The organism is Pantoea rodasii (genome assembly GCF_002095465.1).
GTDB classification, from domain to species: domain Bacteria; phylum Pseudomonadota; class Gammaproteobacteria; order Enterobacterales; family Enterobacteriaceae; genus Pantoea; species Pantoea rodasii.
This window is the reverse complement of record NZ_MLFP01000086.1, coordinates 389904-414995: the sequence shown is the minus strand read 5'-3', so window position 1 is coordinate 414995 and position 25092 is coordinate 389904. Positions and strand designations below refer to the sequence as shown.

Genomic DNA, 25092 nt, shown 5'->3' with positions numbered 1-25092 from the left:
CAGTGCCGCCCTGTTCCAGGCACTGCACGACGCGCATTAACACACCCGTATGAATTGCTTCAAAAGTATTCGCCGGTTACTTTTGAACCGTTCATTCTCTGGACGCCAAGCCTGAGGTTCTGCTCGTGCCTGATATGAAGCTATTTGCTGGTAACGCCACCCCGGAACTAGCACAACGTATTGCCAACCGCCTTTACACTAGCCTCGGAGACGCTGCTGTCGGCCGTTTCAGTGATGGTGAAGTAAGTGTACAGATCAACGAAAATGTACGCGGTGGTGATATTTTCATCATCCAGTCCACCTGTGCCCCCACCAATGATAATCTGATGGAGCTGGTTGTGATGGTCGACGCATTGCGTCGGGCTTCTGCTGGTCGTATTACTGCTGTAATCCCTTACTTTGGTTATGCCCGTCAGGACCGCCGCGTGCGTTCTGCTCGTGTGCCAATCACCGCCAAAGTGGTGGCTGATTTCCTCTCCAGTGTGGGTGTTGACCGTGTTCTGACGGTTGATCTGCACGCCGAACAGATTCAGGGCTTCTTCGATGTCCCGGTTGATAACGTGTTCGGTAGCCCAATCCTGCTGGAAGATATGCTGCAGATTGGTCTGGAAAATCCGATTGTGGTTTCACCAGATATCGGTGGTGTAGTACGTGCCCGTGCTATCGCCAAACTGCTCAACGACACTGACATGGCTATCATCGATAAACGTCGCCCGCGCGCGAACGTTTCTCAGGTGATGCACATCATCGGTGACGTTGCAGGTCGTGACTGTGTACTGGTCGACGATATGATCGACACCGGCGGTACGCTGTGCAAAGCGGCTGAAGCACTGAAAGAGCGCGGCGCGAAACGTGTCTTCGCTTACGCGACTCACCCAATCTTCTCTGGCAACGCGGTGGAAAATCTGCGTAAGTCAGTGATCGATCAGGTTATCGTGTGCGATACCATTCCGCTGTCTGACGAGATGAAAGCCCTGCCAATCGTGCGTACCTTAACGCTCTCTGGCATGCTGGCCGAAGCGATTCGCCGTATCAGTAACGAAGAGTCTATCTCCGCAATGTTCGAACATTAATACATTGCATGGAACCGGGCCTCGCGCCCGGTTTTTTATTGCCATCAATCAGCTTCATTTACCGATTAAGCCGCTTTCGCCGCAGATATTTTCGCGATAAATTTCGTTAAAACCCGCTATTCTCCCTGCCTTACACTCTTTTCAATCCACATGCGACGCTGCGCTTTAGCGGGCCATTGATTAGTGGTATTTTTCTCCACACTTTTTCTGAGAACTCCGACCACTATGACTCTCGACATCTACACGCTGTTTGTTTGTGAGCTCTATGTGCTGGGGTTTTTGAGCATTATTTTGGTGTTCGCCTGGGTCGGTGCACAGTACGATCGCGTATTGGGCTGCACCACTTTGGCACTGATTCTGACGCTGGGCGCCGTGTTTCTCAGCAGCCTGCGCAGTGCCGGATTTATCTTCCTGCCGATTGCGGTGGGTAACGTGCTGATGTTGCTGGCCTACGGTAACTTGCTCAACGCCTTTCGCGTCTTTTGCAAGAAACCACTAGGATTCAGCTGGTTGGCCGGTGGGTTGTTGTGGGCTATTCTCTGCGTCTTCCCTGCCTTTTACGACAGCCAACCCAAGCGTGTGCTGGTGATGTGCCTGCTTTGCATCATCTATACGGGCGCGCTGATCCGCCTCTTATGGCAATCTCGTGATGCGTTACAAGTCACCTTTTGGCCCGCGCAGATATTGTTGTGGATCCATCTGCTGTTTCACGTCGCGCGCATCTTTCTTGATGATGCTGTCGCCACACCGGTGCGGGGTGCCATCGCCGGTTCCAGCTTCTCGGTCTACGTCATCCTTGAATCTATTCTGTTTGTGATTGGCCTGACTTTTACCATTTTGGCGATGGTCAACGAGCGCACGCAAATTGCTCACAAGCGGGCATCACTTCACGACCCATTGACCAGCGTGTGGAACCGTCGCGCCCTGTTCGAGCAGGCAGACAGATTAGTGATACGCACCGCGCGTCTTCCCCAACCCTACGTTTATACGGCGGTGCTGTTCGACCTCGACCATTTCAAAAGCATCAATGACCGCTACGGCCATCAGCAAGGCGATCGGGTGTTAATCGATTTTTGTCACGTGGTACAGGCATTGTTACCCGCTGGGGGGCATTTTGCCCGTCTGGGCGGCGAGGAATTTGCGGCGATTTTGCCCGGCGATAGTGAGTATGCGGAGCGGGTGTGTGAGCGTATCCGACTGGCAGCACAGCTGTCGCAGCCCAATGACGTCTGCTATACGGTGAGTATCGGCTTTGCTACTGCCAATCATCTTGATCATACTTTCCCGATATTACTCGGGTTAGCGGATGAGGCTTTGTATCGCGCCAAAGCAAGTGGCCGTAACCGCGTCGAACATTACTTCACGCAGTTACAGCCTGTGCAAGAAGCGGCGCTCACCTAATGTGAGGAGTGGTCTCTGCGGCAACGTTTGTCACCATAATGACGATGCCAGAAGTAACGATCTTCTACGCGCTCACGTCCGCTGACGCGCGCGCCCACCAGCCACAGCAGCGCGCCTACAAAAATACTGAACATGGCACCGTGCGCGAGGAATTGCGGCAGATTTAATGCAGGCAGTTGATTAATAATGGAATAACCGACGCCCAGCACCATTGTCAGTAAACCCAAACACATCAGGCCATTACCTACAAAGCGGCATTGTTGACGTTTCATGATTCACCTCCATCCTTATGAAAAAACAAAACAGCACGTATGGTTAACTTGCCATAAGTTTAGGCAATGACGGCGGGTTAAGTTGCGGACAGGATCACACATCCTTCACAATCTCTGACATTTCTTTACTGCCAGGGGCTTGATTTCGATAGAAAATGATTAATCACTTAGCGATATCATCGCCTCACAGCACCCTTTGTCATCCCTGCTTGCAGGCAGTAAACTATCGCCCTTTCCGTAGCAAGACAGGATAAACATCGTGAGCAGCATTAAACTGATTGTGGGGCTGGCCAATCCCGGCGCTGAATACGCCGCAACGCGTCATAACGCGGGTGCCTGGTATGTGGATTTGCTGGCCGACAGAAACAATCAGTCGTTGAAAGAGGAGCCGAAATTTTACGGCTACACTGCGCGCCTGTCGCTGGCGGGTGAAGATGTGCGTCTATTGGTGCCGACCACCTTTATGAATTTGAGTGGCAAAGCAGTGGCTGCGATGGCGACGTTTTACCGCATTACGCCCGAAGAGATTTTAGTGGCACACGACGAACTGGATTTGCCGCCGGGAGTGGCGAAATTTAAACAGGGCGGCGGCCACGGCGGCCACAACGGCCTGAAAGACATCATCAGCAAACTGGGCAACAACAATAATTTCCACCGTTTGCGTGTCGGCATTGGTCATCCCGGCGACCGCAATAAAGTCACCGGCTTCGTGCTGGGTAAACCCCCGGCCAGCGAGCAAAAGCTGATTGATGATGCCGTGGATGAAGCGGTGCGTTGTACCGAGTTGTGGCTGAAAGAAGACAAAATCAAGGCAATGAACCGCCTGCATGCGTTCAAGGCTGGCTAAGCCCAATTCCCGCGCCGCAGAAGGCAATTCTGTGTATAATGCGCGAAATTTTTTGAATCTGTCGTCGCTGCCTGTCAGCGCCGCACACTCAGTGATAAAGGTAATCAGACCATGGGATTTAAATGCGGTATTGTGGGCCTGCCGAACGTCGGTAAATCCACCCTGTTCAACGCGCTGACCAAAGCGGGTATCGAAGCAGCCAACTTTCCGTTCTGCACCATCGAGCCGAACACCGGTGTGGTGCCTATGCCCGATCTGCGCCTCGATCAGCTGAGCGAAATCGTTAAGCCACAGCGCGTTGTCCCTACCACCATGGAATTCGTCGATATCGCCGGTCTGGTGAAAGGCGCGTCCAAAGGTGAAGGTCTGGGCAACCAGTTCCTGACCAACATCCGTGAAACCGAAGCTATCGGCCACGTGGTGCGCTGCTTCGAGAATGACAACATCATTCACGTTTCAGGCAAAGTTAACCCAGCCGAAGACATTGATATCATCAATACCGAGCTGGCGCTGTCGGATCTCGACACCTGTGAACGTGCGATTCAGCGTTGCCAGAAGAAAGCCAAAGGCGGCGACAAAGATGCGAAAGCTGAACTGGCCGCGCTGGAAAAATGTCTGCCGCACCTGTCTGAAGCCGGCATGTTGCGTGCACTGAAGCTGGATGCCGATGAGAAAGCGGCCATTCGCTACCTGAGCTTCCTGACCCTGAAGCCAACCATGTATATCGCCAACGTCAACGAAGACGGTTTTGAAAATAACCCGTTCCTCGATCAGGTGCGTGCGATTGCGGAAGCCGAAGGTTCTGTGGTGGTGCCCGTGTGCGCAGCCGTTGAATCAGACATCGCAGAGCTGGATGACGAAGAACGTGATGAGTACATGGCGGAGTTGGGTCTGGAAGAGCCGGGTCTGAACCGTGTGATCCGTGCCGGTTATGCGCTGTTGAACCTGCAAACTTACTTCACCGCAGGCGTGAAAGAAGTGCGTGCATGGACCATCCCAGTGGGTGCAACCGCGCCACAGGCAGCCGGTAAAATCCACACCGACTTTGAGAAAGGCTTTATCCGCGCGCAGACCATCGCTTTTGATGACTTTGTAGCCTACAACGGTGAGCAAGGCGCGAAAGAAGCCGGCAAGATGCGCTCAGAAGGCAAAGAGTACATCGTGAAAGACGGCGACGTGATGAACTTCCTGTTCAACGTCTAAGGTCTTAACGCCATAAAACGAAACCCACGCCTCTGCGTGGGTTTTTTATTTACTGCGCGATATGCACCCGTTTCTTAATATCTTTCAGAAACAGCGTGATGGTAAAGGTCATCATCACCAGCAGTGACCATGCTCCCCACTTTCCTACATGCACCGTGGCCCACGCGCCAATCTGGTTGGGATATTGCCATACACCAAAGAATGTCCCGATGTTTTCTGCCAGCCAAATGAAAAAGCCAATCAGAATGAATGCCACTAAAAGCGGCATACGGAAAGGGCGATCGTAGGGGGTAAAAATCACTTCAGAACGCGCATACAGTCCCAACGCGACCGCGGCGATATACCAACGATAATCGCCGATAAAATGGTGAGTGAAAAAGTTAGCGTACAAAGCCAGTGAAAGCAGGACTGCGAGAGCGATCGGTGGATGGTGGCGAATCTTCAAATCCATCAAACGCCAGCACTGAATGATGTAACTGCCTACGGCGGCGTACATAAAACCGGTAAACAGCGGTACACCACCCACTTTACTCCATGCGGCTTCCGGGTAGTGCCAGGATCCGATCGCGGACGAGGTTTTGAATAGCTCCAACCCAAAGCCCAGCAGGTGAAACAAGGTAATGGCTTTGAGTTCATCCCAACTTTCCAATCGGGCGGCGACCATGATGAACTGAATGGCTAGCGCAATAATCAGCAGCACATCGTAACGGGCCATACCGAACAGGCCGGCGCGCGGAATGCAGAAGATGGAGAGAAAGAACAATCCGGCGAACAAACAGGCACGCGCTTCTTTTATGCCGAACCACAGAAATTCAACGCTGAAGCGTTCAATACCTTGCAAACGCATCGCGGGCGGATGCATGAGAAAGGCATCAAGACGGTTATTCACTTTTCACTCCTTGAAAAATATTTACCCTGGCGCAGAGCATAAACAAAAACCCACGCAGCGTCGCGTGGGTTTTCTTCAGGACGTTACTTCAGCCGCAAGCTCCTTTGCGGATGTGAGGCGGGCAGTTTGCTCTCTTTACCAAAGATCTTCTCGCGCAGCGTGCCCTCTTTATAAGCCCGCTGCGCCAGGCCGCGTTTTTGCAGCACTGGCACGACGTGCTCAACCCACTCATCCCACCAACCCAATGTCGTGACCGGCACCACGTTGAAGCCATCGACGCCTGCATCGGCAAACTGCTGAACTCTGTCAGCAATCTGTTCCGGCGTACCGGCGAAACGTCCCGGCAGTAGAGCGTGCTCAATGAGATATTCACGCCAGGTGAGTACACGTCCTTGACCATAATCCGCGTCCACCGCGATGCGGAATTTCGAACGCATATGTTGGCTAAACTCCTCACGGCGACTCAGTTCGGTGAGCGGCGTGTCGGGATCGATATTGGCGAGGTCGATACCCGAGCCACCGCTATAAAAACCTTGTAACGCATTAATATCGATATTATCGAACAGATACTGCTGCTTGCGTTTTGCCTCTTCTTCCGTCGAGCCAATCACCGTGGAGAGCATCACCAGCTTTTTCAAATCCTCTGGTTGCCGGCCGTAATCCACGACATCGCGGTTCAGGATGGCAATATCCTTTCGCGCGGTTTCAGGTGTCTGCGAAGGCAGGAAAGTGACCTCCGCATTGCGTGCCGCAAAGTGACGTCCCGCCTCTGAATTGCCTGCCTGGAAAAAGACCGGGCTGCGCTGTGGCGAAGGTTCGACAATATGCGGCCCTTCAACGCGGTAGCGCTTACCGGCATGGTTAATTTTGTGGATTTTATCGGCATCGAAAAAGCGATTAGTGGCGGGATCATGCAAAACAGCCCCGTCCTCCCAAGACAGTTCCCACAGTTTGTAGGCGACATCCAGATATTCCTGCGCCCACTCGTAACGCTCATCGTGCGGCACGATTTCATCGAAGCCGTAGTTGCGGAAGCCATTAGAGAGGTAGGAAGTGACAATATTCCAGCCGATGCGCCCGCGCGTGAACTCGTCCAGCGTGGAGATCTGGCGAGCAAACGAGAAAGGATGGGATTGGATTACGTTACTGGTGACGACCAAGCCTAAGTGCTCAGTGACCAGGCCCAACGCCGATAAAATAGTGATCGGGTCTGGTTCAGGAAACTGGGTCCCTGCACGGATCGTGGTTTTGCCATCGCCATATTCGATGTCATAGACCCCGACCACATCAGCAATAAACAACGTATCGAACAAGCCTTTCTCTAAGGTTTTCACCGTTTTGACATAGGCATCCAGCTGGTTATAGCCATACTGTACCTGCCTTCTGGGGTACGCCAGTAGCCGTGGCTATGATGGTTAGGCGTCAGGTGTAAAAAGCCGTTATAAATCAGTTCACGAGACATACTCTCTCCGTTTCGGTCAGGCTAATTCCGCCACACCCAGTCGGGGCAGCGAGGCAAGGAGTTTCTGGGTGTACGGATGGCGAGGGCGATAAAACACGTCATCCGCCTCGCCCTGCTCAACCGCGATGCCGTTCTGCATCACTAACACGCGGTCGCTCATATGGTGGATCACGCCAAGATCGTGAGAAATAAACAGGTAGCTCACGCCCAGCTGTGCTTGCAAATCACTGAGCAAGTCGAGGATTTGCGCCTGAATGGTGACGTCCAATGCTGATACCGCTTCATCCAGCACAATGATTTGCGGGTGGGTGGCGATGGCACGCGCAATCGCCACACGCTGGCGTTGTCCGCCTGACATACGGGCGGGCCACTGCTGCAAGTGCTCGGCAGTGAGCCCGACGGATTGCAGCAGGCTGATGGCGCGTTCGCGCGGCGTCTGCGTGGCGGGATGCGGGTCAAGCGCGATGACATCCAGCAAATGTCCGATACCCGCCAGCGGGGATCGAATGAGGAGAGCGGATCCTGATAGACCACCGCAATTTGGCGGCGAGTCGCGCGCTGCTGCGCCGCTGTAGCATGGCTCCAGGCTTTGCCGCGAAACAGCACTTCGCCGCTATCAGGCCTTTCCAGCGCCAGCGCAATACGTGAAAGCGTGGTTTTACCCGATCCGGATTCACCGACAATGCCCAGCGTTTCACCCCGTTTCAGCTGAAACGAAACATCCGCTACGGCGGTATGCCCACGAAAGCGTTTAATGATATGGCGCGCTTCGAGCAACACTTCATGATCTGCTACGACCGACGCAGAAACCGGCTGAGGCGATCCCCCTGAAAGTCGCTGCCCTTTGGTGTGCTCACTGGGGATGGCGTTAATCAAGCCTTGGGTATAGGCATGCTGAGGCTGATGTAAGACCTGTTGCGCGTCACCTGATTCCACAATGCTGCCACCCTGCATCACTAAAATGTGATCGGCGATTTTGGCCACCACTGCCAGGTCGTGGCTGATGAGGATTACGCTGGTGCCGCGGTCAAGCATCTGGCGCAACACCTCGATTATTTGCGCTTGTACCGTGACATCCAGCGCTGTGGTCGGCTCGTCCGCAATTAACACTTCGGGATGAAGGGCAATGGCGGACGCGATCAATGCGCGCTGACGCAGCCCGCCTGACAGTTCACCCGGCCGCTGCGAGGCACGAAAAGCCGGCTCGGGCACGCCGACGTCTTCCAATAGCGCGTGCACTTTTGCCTGACGACTGGATGCCGTGCCCCAGCCATGCAGGGCCAACGCCTCGGCAATTTCTTTCCCGACGGGACGCAACGGATCCAGTGACACCAGTGCATCCTGCAAAATGAAACCGACCTTGCCGCCACGCACCTGCTGCCACCAGCGGTCGCTGCGTCCCAACAGCGTTTCGCCTTGCAACGTTAGCGCTTCGGCTTGCACCTGAAGTTGCTCACCCGCCAATCCCACTAGCGCACGCGCCGTCACACTTTTACCCGAGCCAGATTCCCCCACCAATGCCAGACACTGGCCGCGTTGCAGACTAAAACTGACGTTCTTCACAATATGTCGCGGAGCTTTCTCATCGTTGGCGGCCCAGATATTCAGTCCACGAACTTCAATCACGTTGTGACTCATGCGCGGTGCTCTCCCTCTGCTCGCTGCTGGATGTAGCGCCCTAATTGCGTAAATGACAGTGCCACCAGCACGATGGCGATCCCCGGTAGCACCTCCAGCCACCAGGCCACCGTGACATTGATTTTTCCGGCTTCCAGCAACGCCCCCCCATTCCGGCGAGGGCGGTACCACGCCTAAGCCTAAAAATGACAATCCGGATGCCCACACCACGGACTGCCCAATACCTAGCGCAACCAGCGAAAACAATGGGCGAAAGACGTTGGGCACAATATGTTGCAGGAACAGTCGCGGCGAAGAGTGTCCCAGCGCGCGGGCGGCTTCCACGTAACCAGATTGGCGCACCTGTAAGGCCTGCGCGCGCACCAGTCGGGCATAGCCCGGCGCGGTGCCGATGCCCACGGAGATCAGCAAGCTGCTGGCAGATGGGCCTAATAGCGCCACAAACAGCAGCGCCAGCAGTAACGTCGGGAATGCCAGCAAAATTTCCAGCAGACGATTAATCGGTTCCGCCAGCCAGCGTGGACCGAGCGCCGCGCTGAACCCCAGCACCACGGCGCCAAACAACGCAATGCCCATGGCGCCGATGCCAATCAACAGCGACTGGCGAGTTCCCCAGATGATGCGACTGTAAAGATCGCGGCCAATATCATCCGTACCCAGCCAGTTAGCCAGTGACGGTGCCTGCAAAGCGCGATAGAGATCGGTGGTAAAAGGGTCATGCGTCGCCAGCCATGCCGGGGCAATAGCCGCCACAATAAAGAACAGCGCCACCCACCCCGCCAACAGCACCGAGAACGGAATCCCGCCGCTGAGCCGCCGCAGCTGTTGCCAGAGGGAACGCCGGGATTTCAAGCCGGCATAATCAGAGAGATGAGTCGTCATGATTGACCTCGCAAACGGGGGTCGACGATCAGGTAAATCAGATCGACCACCAGGTTGATGATGATGTAGAGGAAGCTGATCAGAATCACGATGCCTGAAACCAGCGCGAAATCTTTGTTACTGACGGCATTGACCAGCACATTGCCCAGTCCCGGACGTGCGAACACGGCTTCCACCAGCACCGCGCCTGACAGCAGGTTGCCAATCGCCCATCCGCTGAGGGTAATGGCCGGAATAAGGGCGTGTCGCAGCACATGACGCAGGCGCACGCTGGCCAGACTCATGCCGCGCGCTCTGGCGGACAGTACAAACGGTTGCTGCATACTGCGTTCGAACTCTCCGCGCAACGCATGGCCAATAAATCCGGCCAGCGGGATGGCCAGTGTAATAGCGGGAAGAACGGTACCCCACAGCGTGGTGCCGCCCACCACCGGAAACCAACGCAAACCGATGGCGAACACGATCAGCAACAGAATGCCAATCCAGTACTGGGGTAATCCCGCCATGATGGTTTCCACGGCTGATCCCAGCGCACCCACTTTGCGTCCGCGTCCGGCGGTAAACAGCGTCCAGGGGATCGCTATTAGCCATGCCAGCAGCAGCGCTGCAATGGCCAGACTAAAGGTGGGCAACAGCTGCTCCGCGATGATGTGCGTGACCGGGCGTTGCAACTCAAAGGAAAAGCCGAGGTCACCCTGCAACAGCTGCGAGAAGTAGTGGAGATACTGCTGCGCGATAGGTTTATCAAAGCCGTATTGGGCATTGATCGGGGCAAGCTCCGCGGGCGTGCGCTCAATAACCTGCCCGGAAGTAATGTTGAGCAGGATGGTGGCGCGATCGCCCGGCAACACCGAGAGCACCAGAAACGTGACGGTAATGGTGCCCCACAGCACAAATAGCGCGGATGCAATGCGAACGGCTATGCGGCCCGGCAACGCGCGCGACGGCCCCTGGAGTTGTGGTGAAGTAACATCACTCATGGTTTCTCCTGCACAAAATATGCATCGTTAAAGTTGAGTAAGCCATTGCCCTGGTCTTGCCAAAGCCCCCGGACGTGATGGGCAATCGCCACGTTGTAGGTGAAGTTGTAGCCGCCGATGGCGATCGCCTGGTCATCAAACCACTTTTGCAACACATCAAACTTTTGCTGGCGGCGTTGGGGATCGGGATCGCGCTGCGCATCAAGGATCTGCGCTTCGACTTCGGCATTGTTGAAGAAGGTGGTGTTATTGCCGTTGAAGGCGCCATTCAGCGTATGGTTGTAAACAATGTCGAGGATATTGGGTGACGGCCACACCCAGTAACCAAAGCTGATCTCTTTGTCTTCCGGGCGCGAACGTGCGCCAGCAAACCCTTCGGTCTGCGTGAGCGGAATCAGCACCAGTTTGATGCCAACACGTTTGACCTGATCTTGCACCGCTTGCAGCATTAGCGCGCCTTCCTGATCGATAATCGCCTGGATAAACGGCAGCCGTGCCGCCAGCGTTTTGCCCTGTTTCGTGCGATAGCCGGCCGCATCGCGCCCGGTCCAGCCGGCGCTATCCAGCAGCTGATTAGCTTTGGTGAGGTTCAGTGCATAACGATCGTTAACATTGAGGTAAAGCGGTGTGCTTTGGCTAAGTGAACCGTTGCTTCATAGGGAACCGCACCCTTAAACACCGTTTTGACGATTTGTTTGCGGTCCAACGCATAGGCAAAAGCCTGGCGAACCCGTTGATCAGTAAACGGTCCACGCTGCACGTTGAATGAGAAGGCTTGTGGCCGTCCGGTCGCCACATATGAAAGGGTCTGATAGTCACGTTGCAAGGCTTGCCATTGGGCGGAAGGCGGCTGATAAATGACATCCGCGCCGCCGCTCACCAAAGCGCCCCAGCGCGTGGTGGCGTCAGGCACAAATTTCCACTCAAGATGTTTGATGTAAGCAGGACCGTTGTGCTGTGCATTGGGCGGTGCCCATTGATAATCATCGTTGCGCACGAAGCTGATGCCTTCTCCCCTCACCCAACGTGCGACTTTCCACGGCCCGGTTCCTACAGGACGCAGGCATTTATCTTCGCTACTGTTATGTGCCAGTGAATCCGGCGATTGAAATCCATAATGACCATTTGCCAGCACATTATATATTTCAGGGTTAGGTTCGGATAAATGAAGCGCTACGGTGTAATCATCGACTTTGGTAAATCCCGTCATGTAGGTAAAACCGTGCCAGCCAATACCTTTCTGCCATGCTGGATAATTATCAATAACCGCATCGGCATTAAAAATATCGCCATCGGTAAATTTGACATCATGGCGCAAATGAAAAGTAATCGTTTTACGATCGGCCGATTCACTCCAACGGGTTGCCAGCCACGGGCGTATTTTTCCGTTATCGTAACTCACCAAATAATCGAATACCTGACGAGCCAAATAGGCCTGTTGCACCCAGCCACCCCACAAGCAGGGAGGCTCTTGCTCATGCAGGTAAACAAGAGTGCCATCACTGTACTGGGGTGTTTGCGCCTGAGCTATGGGTTGCCCAATCGCACTGACCAATAGCGTGAAAATGGGCATTACTAATCGACGAACGGAAATTCGCATCATCTCTCTTTGGCTTCCCTTAAAAAAGCCAGACATCATTCTCAACGTGGACCTAAATCTACGAATAAGAAATTATCTGGAAATTTTAATTCATGGTTTTTTTTGGAATCGTTTCTGAATAGAACATAGAAAAACGGTCGGGCAAAGACCATTTATGGCAATGGTTAGTCAGAGATCATTTTCTGTTCCAGATACTGGAAACAGAAATACTTTATTCCTGCGTTAATATACTTAGCAGAAATAAACATTAAAATGGCCGCGTCAGGGAAATGCATAGTGCCTGTCATCACACGTTGAATTCAGATGGAGGCAAGCAGCATGTCGCAGACCGAATCAGGATGGGGCACCGGCCCTTCAGCACAGTATGAACAACTGGCAGAACGCTTTCGTCCCCTGTTTGCCCGTATTCGCGCCGGTGCCATTGAACGTGAATTGCATCGCCAATCCCCGGCAGAACAAATCGAATGGCTGAAACAGAGTGGCTTCACCGCCCTAAGGGTGCCAACCCTCAAGGGCGGACAGGGCGCGACGCTGCCCGAGTTGTTTAATCTACTGATTGAGCTGGGTGAAGCGGATTCCAATTTGGTGCAATCCCTGCGTGGCCATTTCGGTTTTGTCGAGAATGTGTTGAGCAGCCGCGATCCTGCGTTTAAAGAACAATGGTTAGCCAGGATTGGACGTGGCGACATCATTGGACCGGCCTGGAGTGAAACCGGCGAGGCGCGGCAATCAGTGTTCACTACCCGCATTCAACGCAACGGCGACCACTGGCGTCTGGAGGGGAAAAAGTTTTATACCACCGGCTCACTCTACTCAGAATGGATCAATGTCGGCTTGACCGATGAACATGACCAGGGCGTTTCGGTCACGGTTTCCCGCACCGCACCGGGCGTCACCGTGCTGGATGACTGGAACGGCTTTGGTCAAACGCTCACCGCCAGCGGCACAGCGATCTTTGACAATGTCGCCATCCAGCAAGCTGATATCAGCCAGGAAGCGCATTTTGGCTATTCCCCCGCGTTCTATCAATTAATCCATTTGGCCACGCTGGCGGGCATTGGCCGCGCCCAAAGCGGTGAAGTTGCGGCCCAGGTTGCTGCTCGAACGCGTACTTACAGCAACGGCAATGCGCCGCGCGCGGCGGAAGATGCACAGGTGCTGCAGGTGGTCGGTCGGTTACGCAGTGCGGCCTACACCAGTGGCGCTATTGTTCTGCATGCCGCGCAAGCCCTACAGCGTGCCTTCGATTCGCAACAACAAAACGATCCGTCGCAGCTTGCCCATGCTGTCGCCCTTGCTGAACTGGAGGTATCACAGTCTCTTAACGTGGTCACCGATTTACTGCTGAACGCCAGCTCCACACTGTTTGACGCGCTGGGTGCCTCCGCCACGTTAAAACCGTTGGCACTTGACCGATTCTGGCGCAATGTTCGCACGCTTTCGTCACACAACCCGCGCATCTATAAAGATCGCATTGTGGGTGATTTTGCCGTTAACGGGACACTCCCCCCGGAGCAGTGGCGAATTGGTATCGCCGATACCGTGACATCTGGTCAAAACCTCGATTGAGTGGTTGCGCATCATCACGTTCCCAATGCCGCCTTCACCGGCGGCATAAGGGATTAATGACTACGCATGCGCGGCTCTGTCGGCGAGCAACCGATCAACAAAGGCCACCACTTCTGGCTGGTTCCGCTCAATTTCAACGATTTTATGCGCAAAATTCGGCAGATACGCTTTGTGCGCATACAGCAACTGGTCCAGCACCTTAATGGCGGTATCGCCCGCCGGGATCAACGGATTGATGGTGAAAGCGTGCAGTGCAGCACCATAATCCCCGCTGACAGCCGCTTCAATGACCGTTTCTTCCATGGCTTTCATCAACTGGATCATGCCGCGCGCCGCAGGCGGTAAGGCTCCCCAGCGCAGCGGTTCGGCACCGTGTGAGGTGATAGCCGCCGTCACTTCTACCACGCAGTCAAAGGGCAAATCGGCTATCGCGCCATGATTGCGCGTTGAAACCACCATCAGTTTGCCGCTGTTGTTCTGGATGGAGGCAATTAAATCGCATGCCGCATCGCTGTAGTGCGCCCCGCCCCGCTGACTCAACTCTTCAGGCTTATAGTTTAAATTCACATCCTTGTAGAGTTCGAACAGACGCGCTTCGGTTTTCTTCACCACCTCAGCGCGGGTCTCATAGTTATCGAACTCTTCTATGGCGTGCGCCAGCATCGGTTCCTGCAGGTAGTAATAACGGTGATAGCCACAAGGCAGCAGGCCGAGATGTTTCACTTGATCAAAGTTGAAGGGAATTTGGTGAATATTTTTCAGACCTTCATCGCTTTTTTCCTGCTGGTCTGGAGAGTAGATTTTCTCAATCAATTCTGCGGTGCGTTCATTGCCCTGCCGATCCCAAACGCGGTGCCAGTGGAAATGATTCAGGCCGGCGAATTTGAAATAGAGATCGTTTTCGTTGGCAGCGAGTACGCTACAGGCTTGCGTGATATGGCCAAACGGCACATTACATAGCCCAACGGTTTTCTCCCACTTGCCATAGTTAATCGCCGCTTCCGTCACCATGCCCGCCGGGTTGGTGAAATCCACCAGCCAGGCATTCGGGCAAAGTTCACGCATGTCTTCGATAATCGCAAGGATCACCGGAACCGTGCGAAACGCTTTAAATATTCCGCCCGCGCCGTTGGTTTCCTGACCGAGCATGCCATTGGCTAAAGGAATCACTTCATCTTTTAAGCGCGCATCCAATAACCCGACGCGGAATTGGGTGGTGACATAATCCGCATCCTTTAACGCTTCCTTACGATCGAGAGAAAGATGCACCTGCCAGTCCAGTTTGGCAGCCGCGATCATGCGCCTGGCCATACTGCCAACGATTTCCATTTTCTCTGCGCCGTCCTCAATATCCACCAGCCACAGCTCCGCAATCGGCAACTGATCCTTGCGCAGGATGAGTCCTTCAATAAGCTCTGGCGTATAGCTGGAACCGCCACCGATAGTGACAATCTTGATCTTATTTGGCATAGGATGTAACTCCCTTAGGTTTCAATCAGGTGGGCCGAAAACACTGTTTCAGGCAGCATCAGGCCTCACCGCGTGGATGATAGGGGTTGCTGGTTGGTGCTGAGAAATTGAAATCAATCCGGCAATGCCGATCGGAATGGAGGGTGACTGCCGGATGTCTTGTGTTGGACCTCAGTGTTAACCCGGGCATGGCGCCCGGGCACAGAGGATTACAGCGTTTCACCCTGGCTGGCAATTACGTCCTTATACCAGGCAAAACTCTTCTTCTTCGAGCGGGAAAAATCCCCGGTTTGATCGTCGTTGCGGTTCACATAGATAAAGCCATAGCGTTTGCTGTACTGGCCGGTGCCGAACGACACGCAATCGAGACAGCCCCACGGCGTGAAGCCCATCAGGTCGACGCCATCCTCCAGCACTGCTTTTTTCATCTGCTCGATGTGCTCACGCAGGTAGTCAATGCGATAGTCATCATTGACCTCACCGTTTGGCTCGCGTTGATCCACCGCACCAAAGCCGTTCTCAACGATAAACAGCGGCTTTTGATAACGTTCATACAATGCGTTGAGCGTGTAGCGCAGGCCAACCGGATCGATCTGCCACCCCCAGTCAGATGCTTGAACATGTGGATTTTTACGGCTGCCAGGGAAGGCTTCCAATGCGTTATCAGCACGGTTGGCACTCGCGAACTCCACCGCGTTACTCATGTAATAGCTAAAGCCGAGATAATCGGTGCAGCCGTCACGCAGGGTTTGCGCGTCTTCCGGCCTCATTTCGATATTGAAACCGCGAAGTTCCCACTCTTTCAAAATGTATGAAGGATAGGCACCGCGCATGTGCACGTCGCCAAACAGATAGCGTTCCTGCATCGATTTTTGCGCATACATCACGTCGTCAGGGTGGCATGACCACGGATAGAGCGGCACCATCGCCAGCATGCAGCCGATTTTGAAGTCGGGATTAATCTGGTGACCGAGCTTCACCACCTTGGCGCTGGCAACAAACTGATGATGCAGCACCTGATACATCACCTCTTCCGGCTTCTCATGGTCGGTGAAAATCACGCCGGAGTTGCTGTAACCAAACAGCGGGCGACGCCAGTTACGCTGGTTATTGATCTCGTTAAAGGTCATCCAGTATTTCACTTTGCCTTTGTAGCGCTTCATCACGACTTCGCTGTAGCGCACAAAGAGATCGATCAATTCACGATTGAGCCAGCCGCCGTATTCCTGCACCAGATGCAGTGGCATCTCGAAGTGCGAAAGCGTAATCACCGGTTCGATGCCGTATTTCAGCAGTTCATCGAACATATCGTCGTAGAATTGCAGGCCCGCTTCGTTGGGATGCAGCTCGTCGCCGTTAGGGAAGATGCGTGTCCAGGCAATCGAGGTGCGGAAACATTTGAAACCCATCTCGGCAAACAGCGCGATATCTTCTTTGTAGTGATGGTAAAAATCGGTGGCCAGATGGTTGGGATAGTGCTTGCCGTCAACAATCCCTGCGGTGATTTCGCGCTCGATGCCGTGTGCGCCGCCGGTCAGCACATCTACAATGCTCGGCCCTTTGCCGCCCTCGTTCCATCCGCCTTCAACCTGATGAGCGGCAACCGCGCCACCCCAAAGAAAATCTGCCGGTAATTTAGACATAATCGATCCTTAAATGTGATTCACCGCGTCTTACTGCATCTGTGTTTTTGATAATTCCTGCACCTGACGATGCAGATAAATCAGCTCTTCTACCAAATCACGGCACAGCATGGCGTTCATCAGATGATCCTGCGCATGCACCATGATCAGGTTGACGGGAATTTTGCCGCAGCCCTCATCCGCACCGATTAACGCGGTTTGAATTTTGTGGGCCGCGCGTGCGGCGTCACGCGCACTCCCCAGCAGCGCATCGGCTTCCTCCCAATTTTGTTTTCTGGCTGCTTGCAGCGCCTGCATCGAAGACGAACGCGCTTCCCCGGCATGGATAATCAGCTCCATGACCGTGCTTTCCATTTCTTGTATCTCTTGCATTACTTCATCTCCTCAGCCAATTTTTCGTGCGCCATTTCTTCTTCCTGCGCCAGCAGCTGGCGTTCATACATTTTGAAGAACGGGTAGTAAATCAGCGTGGATAAACAAATCAGGAATGCCACTAACACCACGGCACGCCAGTCCCATCCTGTTGACCAGGCCGCGCCAATTGGTCCCGGCGTGGTCCACGGAGCCAGAGAAATGACATGATTAACCAGATTGGTGCGGGTGGCCGTCCAGGCGATCACCGCGTTGATCAGTGGCGTAGTGATAAAGGGAATAAACAGCAGCGGATTCATCACCACCGGCGAGCCGAAAATAATCGGCTCATTGATGTTGAACATGCTCGGCACCAGGCCAAGACGGCCGATGGAACGTAAATGCGCTGAGCGGCTGCGCAGATAGAGAATCACCAATCCCATGGTGGCGCCCGATCCGCCGACAGTAATGAAGAATTGCCAGAACGGCTCAATGAAGATTTTGGGGATCTCCTGGCCGGCGTTTAACGCTTCCTGGTTCAGACCCAAATTGCTGAGCCAGAATGCCTGCAGGATACCGCCGACAATCGCGGCGCCGTGAATACCGGCAAACCACAACAGATGACACAGCAGCACGGCAATCAACACCGCAGGCAGTGAATCGGCTGCCGAGATAATCGGCGCAAACACCGACATGATGGCCTGAGGAATTAACAGGCCAAAGTGACTCTCCATAAACAGATTCAGTGGATAGAGTGTGAGGAAAATCACCATGATAGGAATCAGCAAATCAAATGACTGACGAATCTTCGGTGGCACCTGTTCAGGCAGTTTGAAACCGATGTTGAATTTCACCAGCCAGTGCATGACTTCGGTGCAGTAAAGACTGATCAGAATTGCGGTGAAGATCCCTTCCCCGCCCAGCGACGCCACGGACAATGCGCCATCTTTTTGCGGCGCCGCCACCACCAGAAAGGTCATGAGCGACAACAGCGCCGCCATCAAACCATTGAGTTTGTAGCTTTGCGCCAGGTTGTAAGCAATCGCGCTGGTAATAAACACCGCCATGATGCCCATGGTCATGTTATAGGGCATCATCAGCTGGTCGTTGTACTGTTTCACCATGCCCAGCCACCATTGGGCGAATCCCCACTGGCTGTCTTGACTGAATGGCGGATGGGAGAACAGCAGCATAAATGAGCCGACAATCAGGAACGGCATCGAGGCAATAAAGCCATCTTTAATTGCCACCACATGCCGCTGCGAAGAGAGCCGCGCGGCAATGGGACTAATACGGTTCTCAATCACGCCAAATAAAGAGTCAGCCAGTGTACTCATCATGCCCCCTTATTGGCATCAATCAGGGCGAGCGCCGACTGCAAAATCTTTTCGCCATTCAGCATGCCATAATCCATGGTATTAATGACGGTAACCGGTTTGTGATATTCCTGCGCCTGACGTTCAAAATCAGCCAATTTATATTTGATCTGCGGGCCCAGCAGGCAACAGTCATACTCGGCGATTTTTTCACTGAACTCTTCCATGCCAACGGCATCAATTTTGGCTTCTAAACCCAGCTGCGTAGCGGCTTTCTGCATTCTTTGTACCACCATGCTGGTTGACATACCTGCGGAACAACACAATAGAATTTTCACCATGACACCCTCCGTTTTTTTTAAATAATTACGCTTCGATGCGCCACTCTGCAACCGGTTACAGATTCATTTGTTCTTTTTGTGATCCATAACTCAAACCGTTGGATTTTTATTTAACACGGCGATAACGGTATAATCTGATACCGGTTTCATATTATTGTTAACTTCATCGTGATAATAATTCACTTGTCATCTAGGGTTATTATTCTGAATAGCATTTAAAAAGTTCAACAAGGCGTGAGTGAGGTTTTCAACGGTGTTTTTTGCGTTACAATGCACAGGTACGCTGAAAAGGAAGCGAAATGACTACAATGCTTGATGTTGCTAAACGCGCTGGCGTTTCAAAAGCAACCGTGTCCCGCGTGCTGGCTGGGCATGCTTATGTGTCTAAAACGGTGCGGGATCGTGTGATGCTGGCCATAGACGAGATGGATTATCGCCCGAATCTGCTCGCGCGCAATCTGGCCACCAGCCGTTCCCATAGCATTGGTTTGATGGTACCCAACACGCTGTATAACGGCCCGTTTTTCACCGAGTTGTTATTTCAGGCTGCTACCATGACGGAAAAACTTGGGTCACAATTGGTGCTGGCCGATGGTAAGCACAATGCGCAGCAAGAGCGTGACGCGATTAACTTTCTGATTGATAGCTGCTGCGATGCGGTGATCATCTATCCGCGCTATTTAAGCGTGGACGATATTGATGCCCTTATTCCTGCTATGAGTAAGCCTTTAATCGTTTTAAATCGTCGCCTGAAGAAGCATCCGCAATATTCTGTCTGTGCCGACCACGAAAATGACACGCTCAACGCGGTGAACCACCTTATTGCATTAGGGCACAGAGACATTGCGTTTATTAAAGGGATGGGCAGTTCACATACTGGGTTAAGCCGTCATAAGGGGTTTATTTCCGCGTTGATGGATAATCAACTCGAATACAACGAAAACCTGATGCTGGATGGATGCTGGACCAGCGTCAGCGGCCAACAAGCGGTAGAAGAACTGTTACGCCGAAAAGTGCCGTTCTCCGCGCTGGTGGCCAGCAATGACGATATGGCCATTGGTGCGGCTTGCGCGTTGCACAATGCAGGATTGCGCGTGCCAGAGGATGTTTCCCTGCTGGGATTTGATGATATTCCCGTCGCCCCGTTTCTTATCCCCGCGTTAACCACGGTCCATGTTCCGGTGGCCGAGATGGTTTCCAGTGCGCTCATGCAACTGACCAAAATGCTGGATGGAGAAGCCATTACCCCGCTCTCGTTAATGCCGGGCAGGTTAGTTAAGCGCAACTCGGTGGCGCAAGGGCCTTATCACAACCAAACGTAATCAGGATGTGCGATAATCTGGCTTAATTTGTTTTATGAGTCAGGTTACGCCATGAAAAACTTCCTCGTTATCGTTCCCGATGGCGGTATGCTGTTCGAAGCGGCAGGTATCGCCGATATCCTGATGCATGCCAACATGCACTTGCCGGTCGGCATCGACCAACCGCGTTATCGCGTCAGTATTGCCACCACTCAGTCTCATCAAGTGATCCACGGTCAATCAGGCCTTAATCTGCTGGCCGACCTCAAGCTGGCGGAGTTAGATCCCCGCCAGGCCTGGGACACCATCATGATCACCGGTCGCGGTGACAGCGTCGAAGAAGGCACTATGGTGGTGGATTTTATCAAGCTGGCCGCTCCGCAGGCGCGCCGCGTGGTCTCCATTTGCGGTGGCGCAATGCTGCTCGCCGAGGCCGGATTGCTGGATGGACGCCGTGCCACCTCGCACTGGCGACTGCTCGACACGCTGCAATCACACTATCCTCTCGTGCAGGTGGAGGGGGGGCCGCTCTATGTTCAGGATGGTCCCATCTGGACTTCCGGCGGCGTCAGTTCTGGCTTTGACCTGACGCTGGCGCTGGTTGAAGAGGATTTTGGCTTCAGCGTGGCACGCGATATTGCGCAGGATATGGTGATGTATCTGCGTCGTCCTGGCGGCCAAATGCAGTTCAGCCGCTATCCGTTGCAGCCTACCGGCACCGGCCCGATCAACCAATTGCAAAGCTGGATACGTGCTAACCTGGCTGAAGACTTGTCGGTTGAGAAACTGGCTGAGCAAGTTGCCATGAGTCCGCGTAATTTCACCCGCGTGTTTACCCGTGAGACCGGCGCCTCGCCTGCCCGTTTCGTGGCGGAAGCCCGCCTGGCAGCGGCGCGTGAAATGCTGGAGCAGAGCCGCGATACGCTGGATCGTATTGCCATGGAAACCGGCTTTGGCAGCAGCATCAATTTGCGACGCAGTTTTGAGCGCCAACTGCATCTCACGCCCGGTGAATATCGCCAGCGCTTTCAGTGTCGTAAATTGGCGTAAAGTGATCCTTTTTTGTCGTTTACGCCATCACGGCATCAGCCTACATTGACTGCAACCACTTCGGATAAGGAGTCAATGATGATCAAGTTAGGCATTAACGGTTTTGGCCGTATCGGACGTAACGTGTTCCGCGCCGCGCTGGGCAGTGATGATATTGAGATCGTTGCTATTAACGATCTCACCGACAGCAAAACGCTGGCGCATCTGCTGAAACACGATTCGCTGCTGGGCAGATTGCCCGCAGAAGTTGAAGCAGGTGAAGGTGAACTGCGTATTGATGGTAAGCCCGTGCGCGTGTTCAGCGAACGCGATCCGGCCAATATCCGCTGGCGTGACGTTGGCGTAGACATTGTGATTGAGGCTACCGGATTCTTTACCGACCGCGATAAAGCGGCGGTGCATATCACCCGCGGGGGTGCGAAACGCGTGATTATCTCCGCGCCAGGCAAGAACGATGACCTGACAATTGTGCTTGGCGTGAACGATCAGCGTTACGATCCTGAGCAGCATTTTGTGGTGAGTAATGGCAGCTGCACCACCAATGGCCTGGCGCCCGCAGCCCAGGTTTTACATCAGGCATTTGGTATTGAGCACGGCTTGATGAACACCACTCACGCGTACACCAACAGCCAGGTGCTGCACGATCAGCCGGAGAAAGATTTGCGCGGCGCTCGCGCAGCGGCCTTATCGATAGTGCCTTACTCCAGCGGCGCGGCTAAAGCGCTGGGCCGCGTGATCCCCGAACTGGATGGCCGTTTGACCGGTTACTCGCTACGCGTGCCGGTGCCGGTGGTATCGATAGTCGATTTAACCGTGACGCTGAAACGTGATGTGACGGCTGAAGAAGTGAACAGTGCTTTCAAAGCCGCGGCCGCTGAAGGTCCATTAAAAGGCATTTTGGGGTACAGCGATGAACCGCTGGTCTCCAGTGATTATCAAGGCGATCCGCGTTCATCGATCATTGATGGGCTGTCTACGCTGGTGATTGGCGGCAACCTGGTGAAAATCCTTGCCTGGTACGATAACGAGTGGGGCTTCTCTAATCGACTGGTGGATTTAGCGCGCCTGATGGCCCAGCGCGGATTGTAGTCCGACTTCTTCTTCAAACAAAAAATCCCCGCTGTTGCGGGGATTGTCGTGGCTGCTGGTTGCGGTTACTGAATACCCATTGCATCCTTCAGCGTGAAGAACAAGTCCGTCTGATCGGTCAGGCCTACAACGTTTGCCGCATGTGGACCGTAGGCCGCAATACGAATCTGCGTGCCGGTATGGCCCTGCGAATCATCTTCAGAGTTACCGTAGCTAATGGTCATCACCGCGCCGTCTTTGGTGTTGACTGCCTGCGTCAGCCCCGGCGCTTTGCTGCCGTTTTCAATAATCTGGCTGCTGTGCGCGTGATCAGCGGTCACTACCACCAGCGTATCGCCGTGTTCACGGGCAAAGGCCAGCGCCTGCTGCACCGCTTCATCTAAATCCACCGTTTCGCCAATCTGACCGCACGGGTTCGCGGCATGATCTTGCTTATCAATGGATGCCCCTTCCACCTGCAGGAAGAAGCCCTTTTCATTGGTGCTTAGCAGGTCGAGCGCTTTTTTGGTCATCTGCGCCAGCGTCGGAACCGAGGCCGGACGCTCTTTATTCACTTCACAAGTGACGACCGGCTTATCGATATTGCCGTGATAGCTGGCTTTTGGCCCCTGCCAACGCACCGGCATGTTGCCATCGGAGAACAAGCCCAACACCGGTTTGCTTTGGTCGGCCTGCTGAATGGCGTTCATTCCTGCCAGGTTATCCACCAGTTGGAAGCCCAGCGCCTGCGCCTGGTCGCGCAACGTTTTGCCCTGATACTCGCCGGCTTTCGCACTTTCGCTAAAGGATTTTCCACCGCCGCCCAGGGTAACATCGGGACGAGTTTTCAGCATCTGCTCGCTGATAGATCCTTTACCGCCCTGCTCCAGCGCATTGGCTGGACACAGCTCGCTGGTTTTCTCCGGGCCATAACATTTACGTGAGGTAACGTGGGCCATCAACGCGGCAGGCGTAGCATCCTGCAACTCAGCGGTTGAGACGTTACCGGTGGCTTTACCGGCTGCTTTTGCCAGCTCAAGAATCGTGACCTGATCTTTGCCATTTACATCCACGCCAATCGCCCCATTATAGGATTTGGTGCCAGTGGCCCATGCGGTCGCAGATGCCGCAGAATCCGTCACATAGTTCGGCTTGTGGGTTTTCTTATCCAGCGAATAGTGAGTGTACTGACCGGTCAACGGCAGTGCATCGAGGCCAGGGAAGAAGCCACCTGCGCCCATCGCCTGATTACGCGCGGCGGTGATTTCGGAATCCCCCATACCATCGCCGATCAATAAAATGACGTTCTTAGCGGTGGTATTAATTAATGAAGCTTTTAGCGCTTCAGTCTGGTCACTGCTCAGGCGACGTGCGCCACCGTGTTCAGTGATATCACCGGTTGCGGCGCGTGAATAGGTTGCCGTCTCAGCCACTGCAGAGGTGGCGATGAGTGAGGCCAGCAGAGAAACCGTGAATAGAGGTATATGTTTCATTTATAAGCATCCTTATCAGTAAATATAACCAAATGTTTCCGCAGACAAGTCTGCGACAGTCTGGTGACAGTTTTGTGGCAGAGAAGGAAAAATTTGATGACAGAATGCGCAGTTCGGTGAGAGTTGCAGCAAGCTGCACAGAGCTTAAGCGGATAGAAGAAAAGGAGAAAATAGGGCTTGACCGTTTTCAGGTTACTCCCTATAGTACCGCCCCGTTGACCCAGTGCGGTTAGCAAAAAATTTGGTGAGGTGTCCGAGTGGCTGAAGGAGCACGCCTGGAAAGTGTGTATACGGCAACGTATCGAGGGTTCGAACCCCTCTCTCACCGCCATCTTTGAAGAAGAGCCTGAACGAAAGTTCAGGCTTTTTTTGTCTGCGCTACATCCCCTGCACGATACCCAAGAAATTGTCCCTCAGCGGGTCTTTGATCTGTGCGTTCCAGGCCACGCCAGTTTGCCAGCGTGTGTGTTCGCCCTCCAGCGGCATTAACCTGACTCCGGCTGGCAGAATATGCACCACGCTCGCGGGCAGCAGTGCGACACCTTCGCCCGCAGCCACCAGCGCCAGTAACGTCTGGATGTCATCAGCGGCAGCAACGGTGCGGGGTTTAAGGCCTTTAGCGATGAGAAACTGCTGCGCCTGAGTCATCAGTCCGGCTCCCCGATCGGGAGAGAGCTGAAGCAGCTGATTGGCTTCTATTCGTGCCGTTGCCTCTGCTGGTGCTGAACATCTATCACTCACCGCCAACACCAACTGCTCTTCTTCCAACACCCTGCTGTGCAATGGCTCAGGCACCGGTAAGCGTACAAAACCGACCTGAAGCCGCCCTTCACTGAGTTGCTGAACCTGCACGGCTGACGGCATATCATTCAGTGAAACCTGCACGCCGGGATACCGCGCACGAAAAGCTGCGACTCGCTCGGGCGCCAGGCGGAATGAAGAGATGCCAAATCCCAGAGTAAGCCTGCCGGTATCGCCCTTTTGCCGTGCGGCAACGTCCGCGCAAAACTGCACATAGCGATCCACTAACTCGCGGGCGCCCGGCAGCAGTTGTTCACCTGCCACAGTGAGGCGTGCGCCATGTCGTCCGCGCTGAAACAGTGTCACTCCCGCGAGGTACTCCAGCGTCTGAATTTGCTTACTCAGTGCAGGTTGAGTGATGTAAAGCGTTTTGGCCGCTGCGTGATAGGTCCCCTGGTTTGCCAGCGTAACGAAAGCGCGTAACAGTTTAATATCCATTCCA

At 53.9% G+C, this 25092-nt stretch carries 22 protein-coding genes, 1 tRNA gene and 2 pseudogenes; 9 read left to right on the top strand and 16 right to left on the bottom strand.

Features of this window, described 5'->3' with window-relative positions; translation table 11 throughout:
• Positions 1-125: 125 nt before the first annotated feature.
• Positions 126-1073, top strand: coding sequence for a ribose-phosphate diphosphokinase (prs, locus tag HA45_RS25300; RefSeq protein ID WP_034824282.1), 948 nt, complete (start codon positions 126-128; stop codon positions 1071-1073).
• A gap of 225 nt (positions 1074-1298) precedes the next feature.
• Complete coding sequence (locus tag HA45_RS25295) at positions 1299-2474, top strand: GGDEF domain-containing protein (protein WP_100700778.1); 1176 nt, start codon at positions 1299-1301, stop codon at positions 2472-2474.
• Here HA45_RS25295 and ychH read toward each other — a convergent pair.
• Positions 2471-2746: a stress-induced protein YchH gene (ychH, locus tag HA45_RS25290; protein WP_100700779.1), complete on the bottom strand. Its 276-nt coding sequence runs from the start codon at positions 2744-2746 to the stop codon at positions 2471-2473. The genes HA45_RS25295 and ychH overlap by 4 nt on opposite strands.
• A 259-nt stretch (positions 2747-3005) precedes the next feature.
• On the opposite strand from ychH, the gene pth reads away from it, so the two are divergent.
• Positions 3006-3593: an aminoacyl-tRNA hydrolase gene (gene pth, locus HA45_RS25285; RefSeq protein WP_100700780.1), complete on the top strand. Its 588-nt coding sequence runs from the start codon at positions 3006-3008 to the stop codon at positions 3591-3593.
• A 111-nt stretch (positions 3594-3704) separates the two neighbouring features.
• On the top strand, positions 3705-4796 hold the full coding sequence (gene ychF, locus HA45_RS25280) for a redox-regulated ATPase YchF (protein WP_100700781.1): 1092 nt from the start codon (positions 3705-3707) through the stop codon (positions 4794-4796).
• Positions 4797-4845: 49 nt separating this feature from the next.
• Here ychF and HA45_RS25275 read toward each other — a convergent pair whose 3' ends face one another.
• The 8 genes and pseudogenes from HA45_RS25275 to HA45_RS28780 all read right to left on the bottom strand — a co-directional run bounded on the left by HA45_RS25275 (position 4846) and on the right by HA45_RS28780 (position 12286).
• The gene (locus tag HA45_RS25275) at positions 4846-5658 is read right to left on the bottom strand and encodes a DUF817 domain-containing protein (RefSeq protein WP_100701354.1); all 813 of its coding nucleotides are present in this window, start codon (positions 5656-5658) and stop codon (positions 4846-4848) included.
• Positions 5659-5768: 110 nt separating this feature from the next.
• Positions 5769-7019, bottom strand: a complete 1251-nt coding sequence (locus tag HA45_RS25270; RefSeq protein WP_244563540.1) for an NtaA/DmoA family FMN-dependent monooxygenase — start codon at positions 7017-7019, stop codon at positions 5769-5771.
• Positions 7020-7163: 144 nt separating this feature from the next.
• Positions 7164-7415, bottom strand: coding sequence for an ABC transporter ATP-binding protein (locus HA45_RS28520; RefSeq protein WP_244563552.1), 252 nt, complete (start codon positions 7413-7415; stop codon positions 7164-7166).
• Between the two features lie 66 nt (positions 7416-7481).
• Positions 7482-7526: pseudogene (locus HA45_RS28790) on the bottom strand (hypothetical protein); the annotation flags it as partial.
• A 149-nt stretch (positions 7527-7675) separates the two neighbouring features.
• Positions 7676-9361 (bottom strand): annotated as a pseudogene (locus HA45_RS25265) (ATP-binding cassette domain-containing protein); the annotation flags it as partial.
• A 302-nt stretch (positions 9362-9663) separates the two neighbouring features.
• Entirely contained in the window at positions 9664-10647 is a 984-nt protein-coding gene (locus HA45_RS25255) for an ABC transporter permease (protein WP_240629184.1), read from the bottom strand.
• A complete protein-coding gene (locus HA45_RS28785; protein ID WP_280174539.1) occupies positions 10644-11240 on the bottom strand; it encodes an ABC transporter substrate-binding protein in 597 nt (198 codons plus the stop codon). Before HA45_RS28785 ends, HA45_RS25255 begins: the two co-directional genes overlap by 4 nt.
• Positions 11237-12286, bottom strand: coding sequence for an ABC transporter substrate-binding protein (locus HA45_RS28780; protein ID WP_280174533.1), 1050 nt, complete (start codon positions 12284-12286; stop codon positions 11237-11239). Before HA45_RS28780 ends, HA45_RS28785 begins: the two co-directional genes overlap by 4 nt.
• A 279-nt stretch (positions 12287-12565) precedes the next feature.
• Here HA45_RS28780 and HA45_RS25245 point away from each other — a divergent pair, with 279 nt between their 5' ends.
• A complete protein-coding gene (locus tag HA45_RS25245) occupies positions 12566-13816 on the top strand; it encodes an acyl-CoA dehydrogenase family protein (protein ID WP_100700786.1) in 1251 nt (416 codons plus the stop codon).
• Positions 13817-13876: 60 nt separating this feature from the next.
• On the opposite strand, the gene HA45_RS25240 is transcribed toward HA45_RS25245, so the two are convergent.
• The 5 genes from HA45_RS25240 to HA45_RS25220 form a co-directional block, all read right to left on the bottom strand.
• Positions 13877-15286 (bottom strand): 6-phospho-beta-glucosidase, encoded by a 1410-nt coding sequence (locus HA45_RS25240; RefSeq protein ID WP_100700787.1) that lies wholly within the window; start codon positions 15284-15286, stop codon positions 13877-13879.
• A gap of 209 nt (positions 15287-15495) precedes the next feature.
• Positions 15496-16929, bottom strand: coding sequence for a 6-phospho-beta-glucosidase (locus tag HA45_RS25235; RefSeq protein WP_100700788.1), 1434 nt, complete (start codon positions 16927-16929; stop codon positions 15496-15498).
• 30 nt (positions 16930-16959) lie between these two features.
• A complete protein-coding gene (locus HA45_RS25230) occupies positions 16960-17301 on the bottom strand; it encodes a PTS lactose/cellobiose transporter subunit IIA (protein WP_100700789.1) in 342 nt (113 codons plus the stop codon).
• A complete protein-coding gene (locus HA45_RS25225; protein ID WP_100700790.1) occupies positions 17301-18617 on the bottom strand; it encodes a PTS sugar transporter subunit IIC in 1317 nt (438 codons plus the stop codon). The genes HA45_RS25230 and HA45_RS25225 overlap by 1 nt, the downstream gene beginning before the upstream one ends.
• The gene (locus HA45_RS25220) at positions 18617-18937 is read right to left on the bottom strand and encodes a PTS sugar transporter subunit IIB (RefSeq protein ID WP_100700791.1); all 321 of its coding nucleotides are present in this window, start codon (positions 18935-18937) and stop codon (positions 18617-18619) included. The genes HA45_RS25225 and HA45_RS25220 overlap by 1 nt, the downstream gene beginning before the upstream one ends.
• A 299-nt stretch (positions 18938-19236) precedes the next feature.
• Between HA45_RS25220 and HA45_RS25215 the strand changes: the two genes are divergently transcribed.
• From HA45_RS25215 to gap, 3 genes are all read left to right on the top strand, one after another.
• The gene (locus tag HA45_RS25215) at positions 19237-20259 is read left to right on the top strand and encodes a LacI family DNA-binding transcriptional regulator (protein ID WP_100700792.1); all 1023 of its coding nucleotides are present in this window, start codon (positions 19237-19239) and stop codon (positions 20257-20259) included.
• A 51-nt stretch (positions 20260-20310) separates the two neighbouring features.
• Entirely contained in the window at positions 20311-21288 is a 978-nt protein-coding gene (locus tag HA45_RS25210; RefSeq protein ID WP_100700793.1) for a GlxA family transcriptional regulator, read from the top strand.
• Positions 21289-21366: 78 nt separating this feature from the next.
• The gene (gene gap, locus HA45_RS25205; RefSeq protein ID WP_100700794.1) at positions 21367-22377 is read left to right on the top strand and encodes a type I glyceraldehyde-3-phosphate dehydrogenase; all 1011 of its coding nucleotides are present in this window, start codon (positions 21367-21369) and stop codon (positions 22375-22377) included.
• A 65-nt stretch (positions 22378-22442) separates the two neighbouring features.
• Here gap and phoA read toward each other — a convergent pair whose 3' ends face one another.
• Positions 22443-23849, bottom strand: a complete 1407-nt coding sequence (phoA, locus tag HA45_RS25200; RefSeq protein ID WP_100700795.1) for an alkaline phosphatase — start codon at positions 23847-23849, stop codon at positions 22443-22445.
• Positions 23850-24092: 243 nt separating this feature from the next.
• On the opposite strand from phoA, the gene HA45_RS25195 reads away from it, so the two are divergent.
• Positions 24093-24180: transfer RNA gene (locus tag HA45_RS25195), tRNA-Ser, on the top strand.
• Between the two features lie 47 nt (positions 24181-24227).
• Here the strand turns inward: HA45_RS25195 and HA45_RS25190 are convergent.
• Entirely contained in the window at positions 24228-25088 is an 861-nt protein-coding gene (locus HA45_RS25190) for a LysR family transcriptional regulator (RefSeq protein ID WP_100700796.1), read from the bottom strand.
• Positions 25089-25092 lie beyond the last annotated feature (4 nt).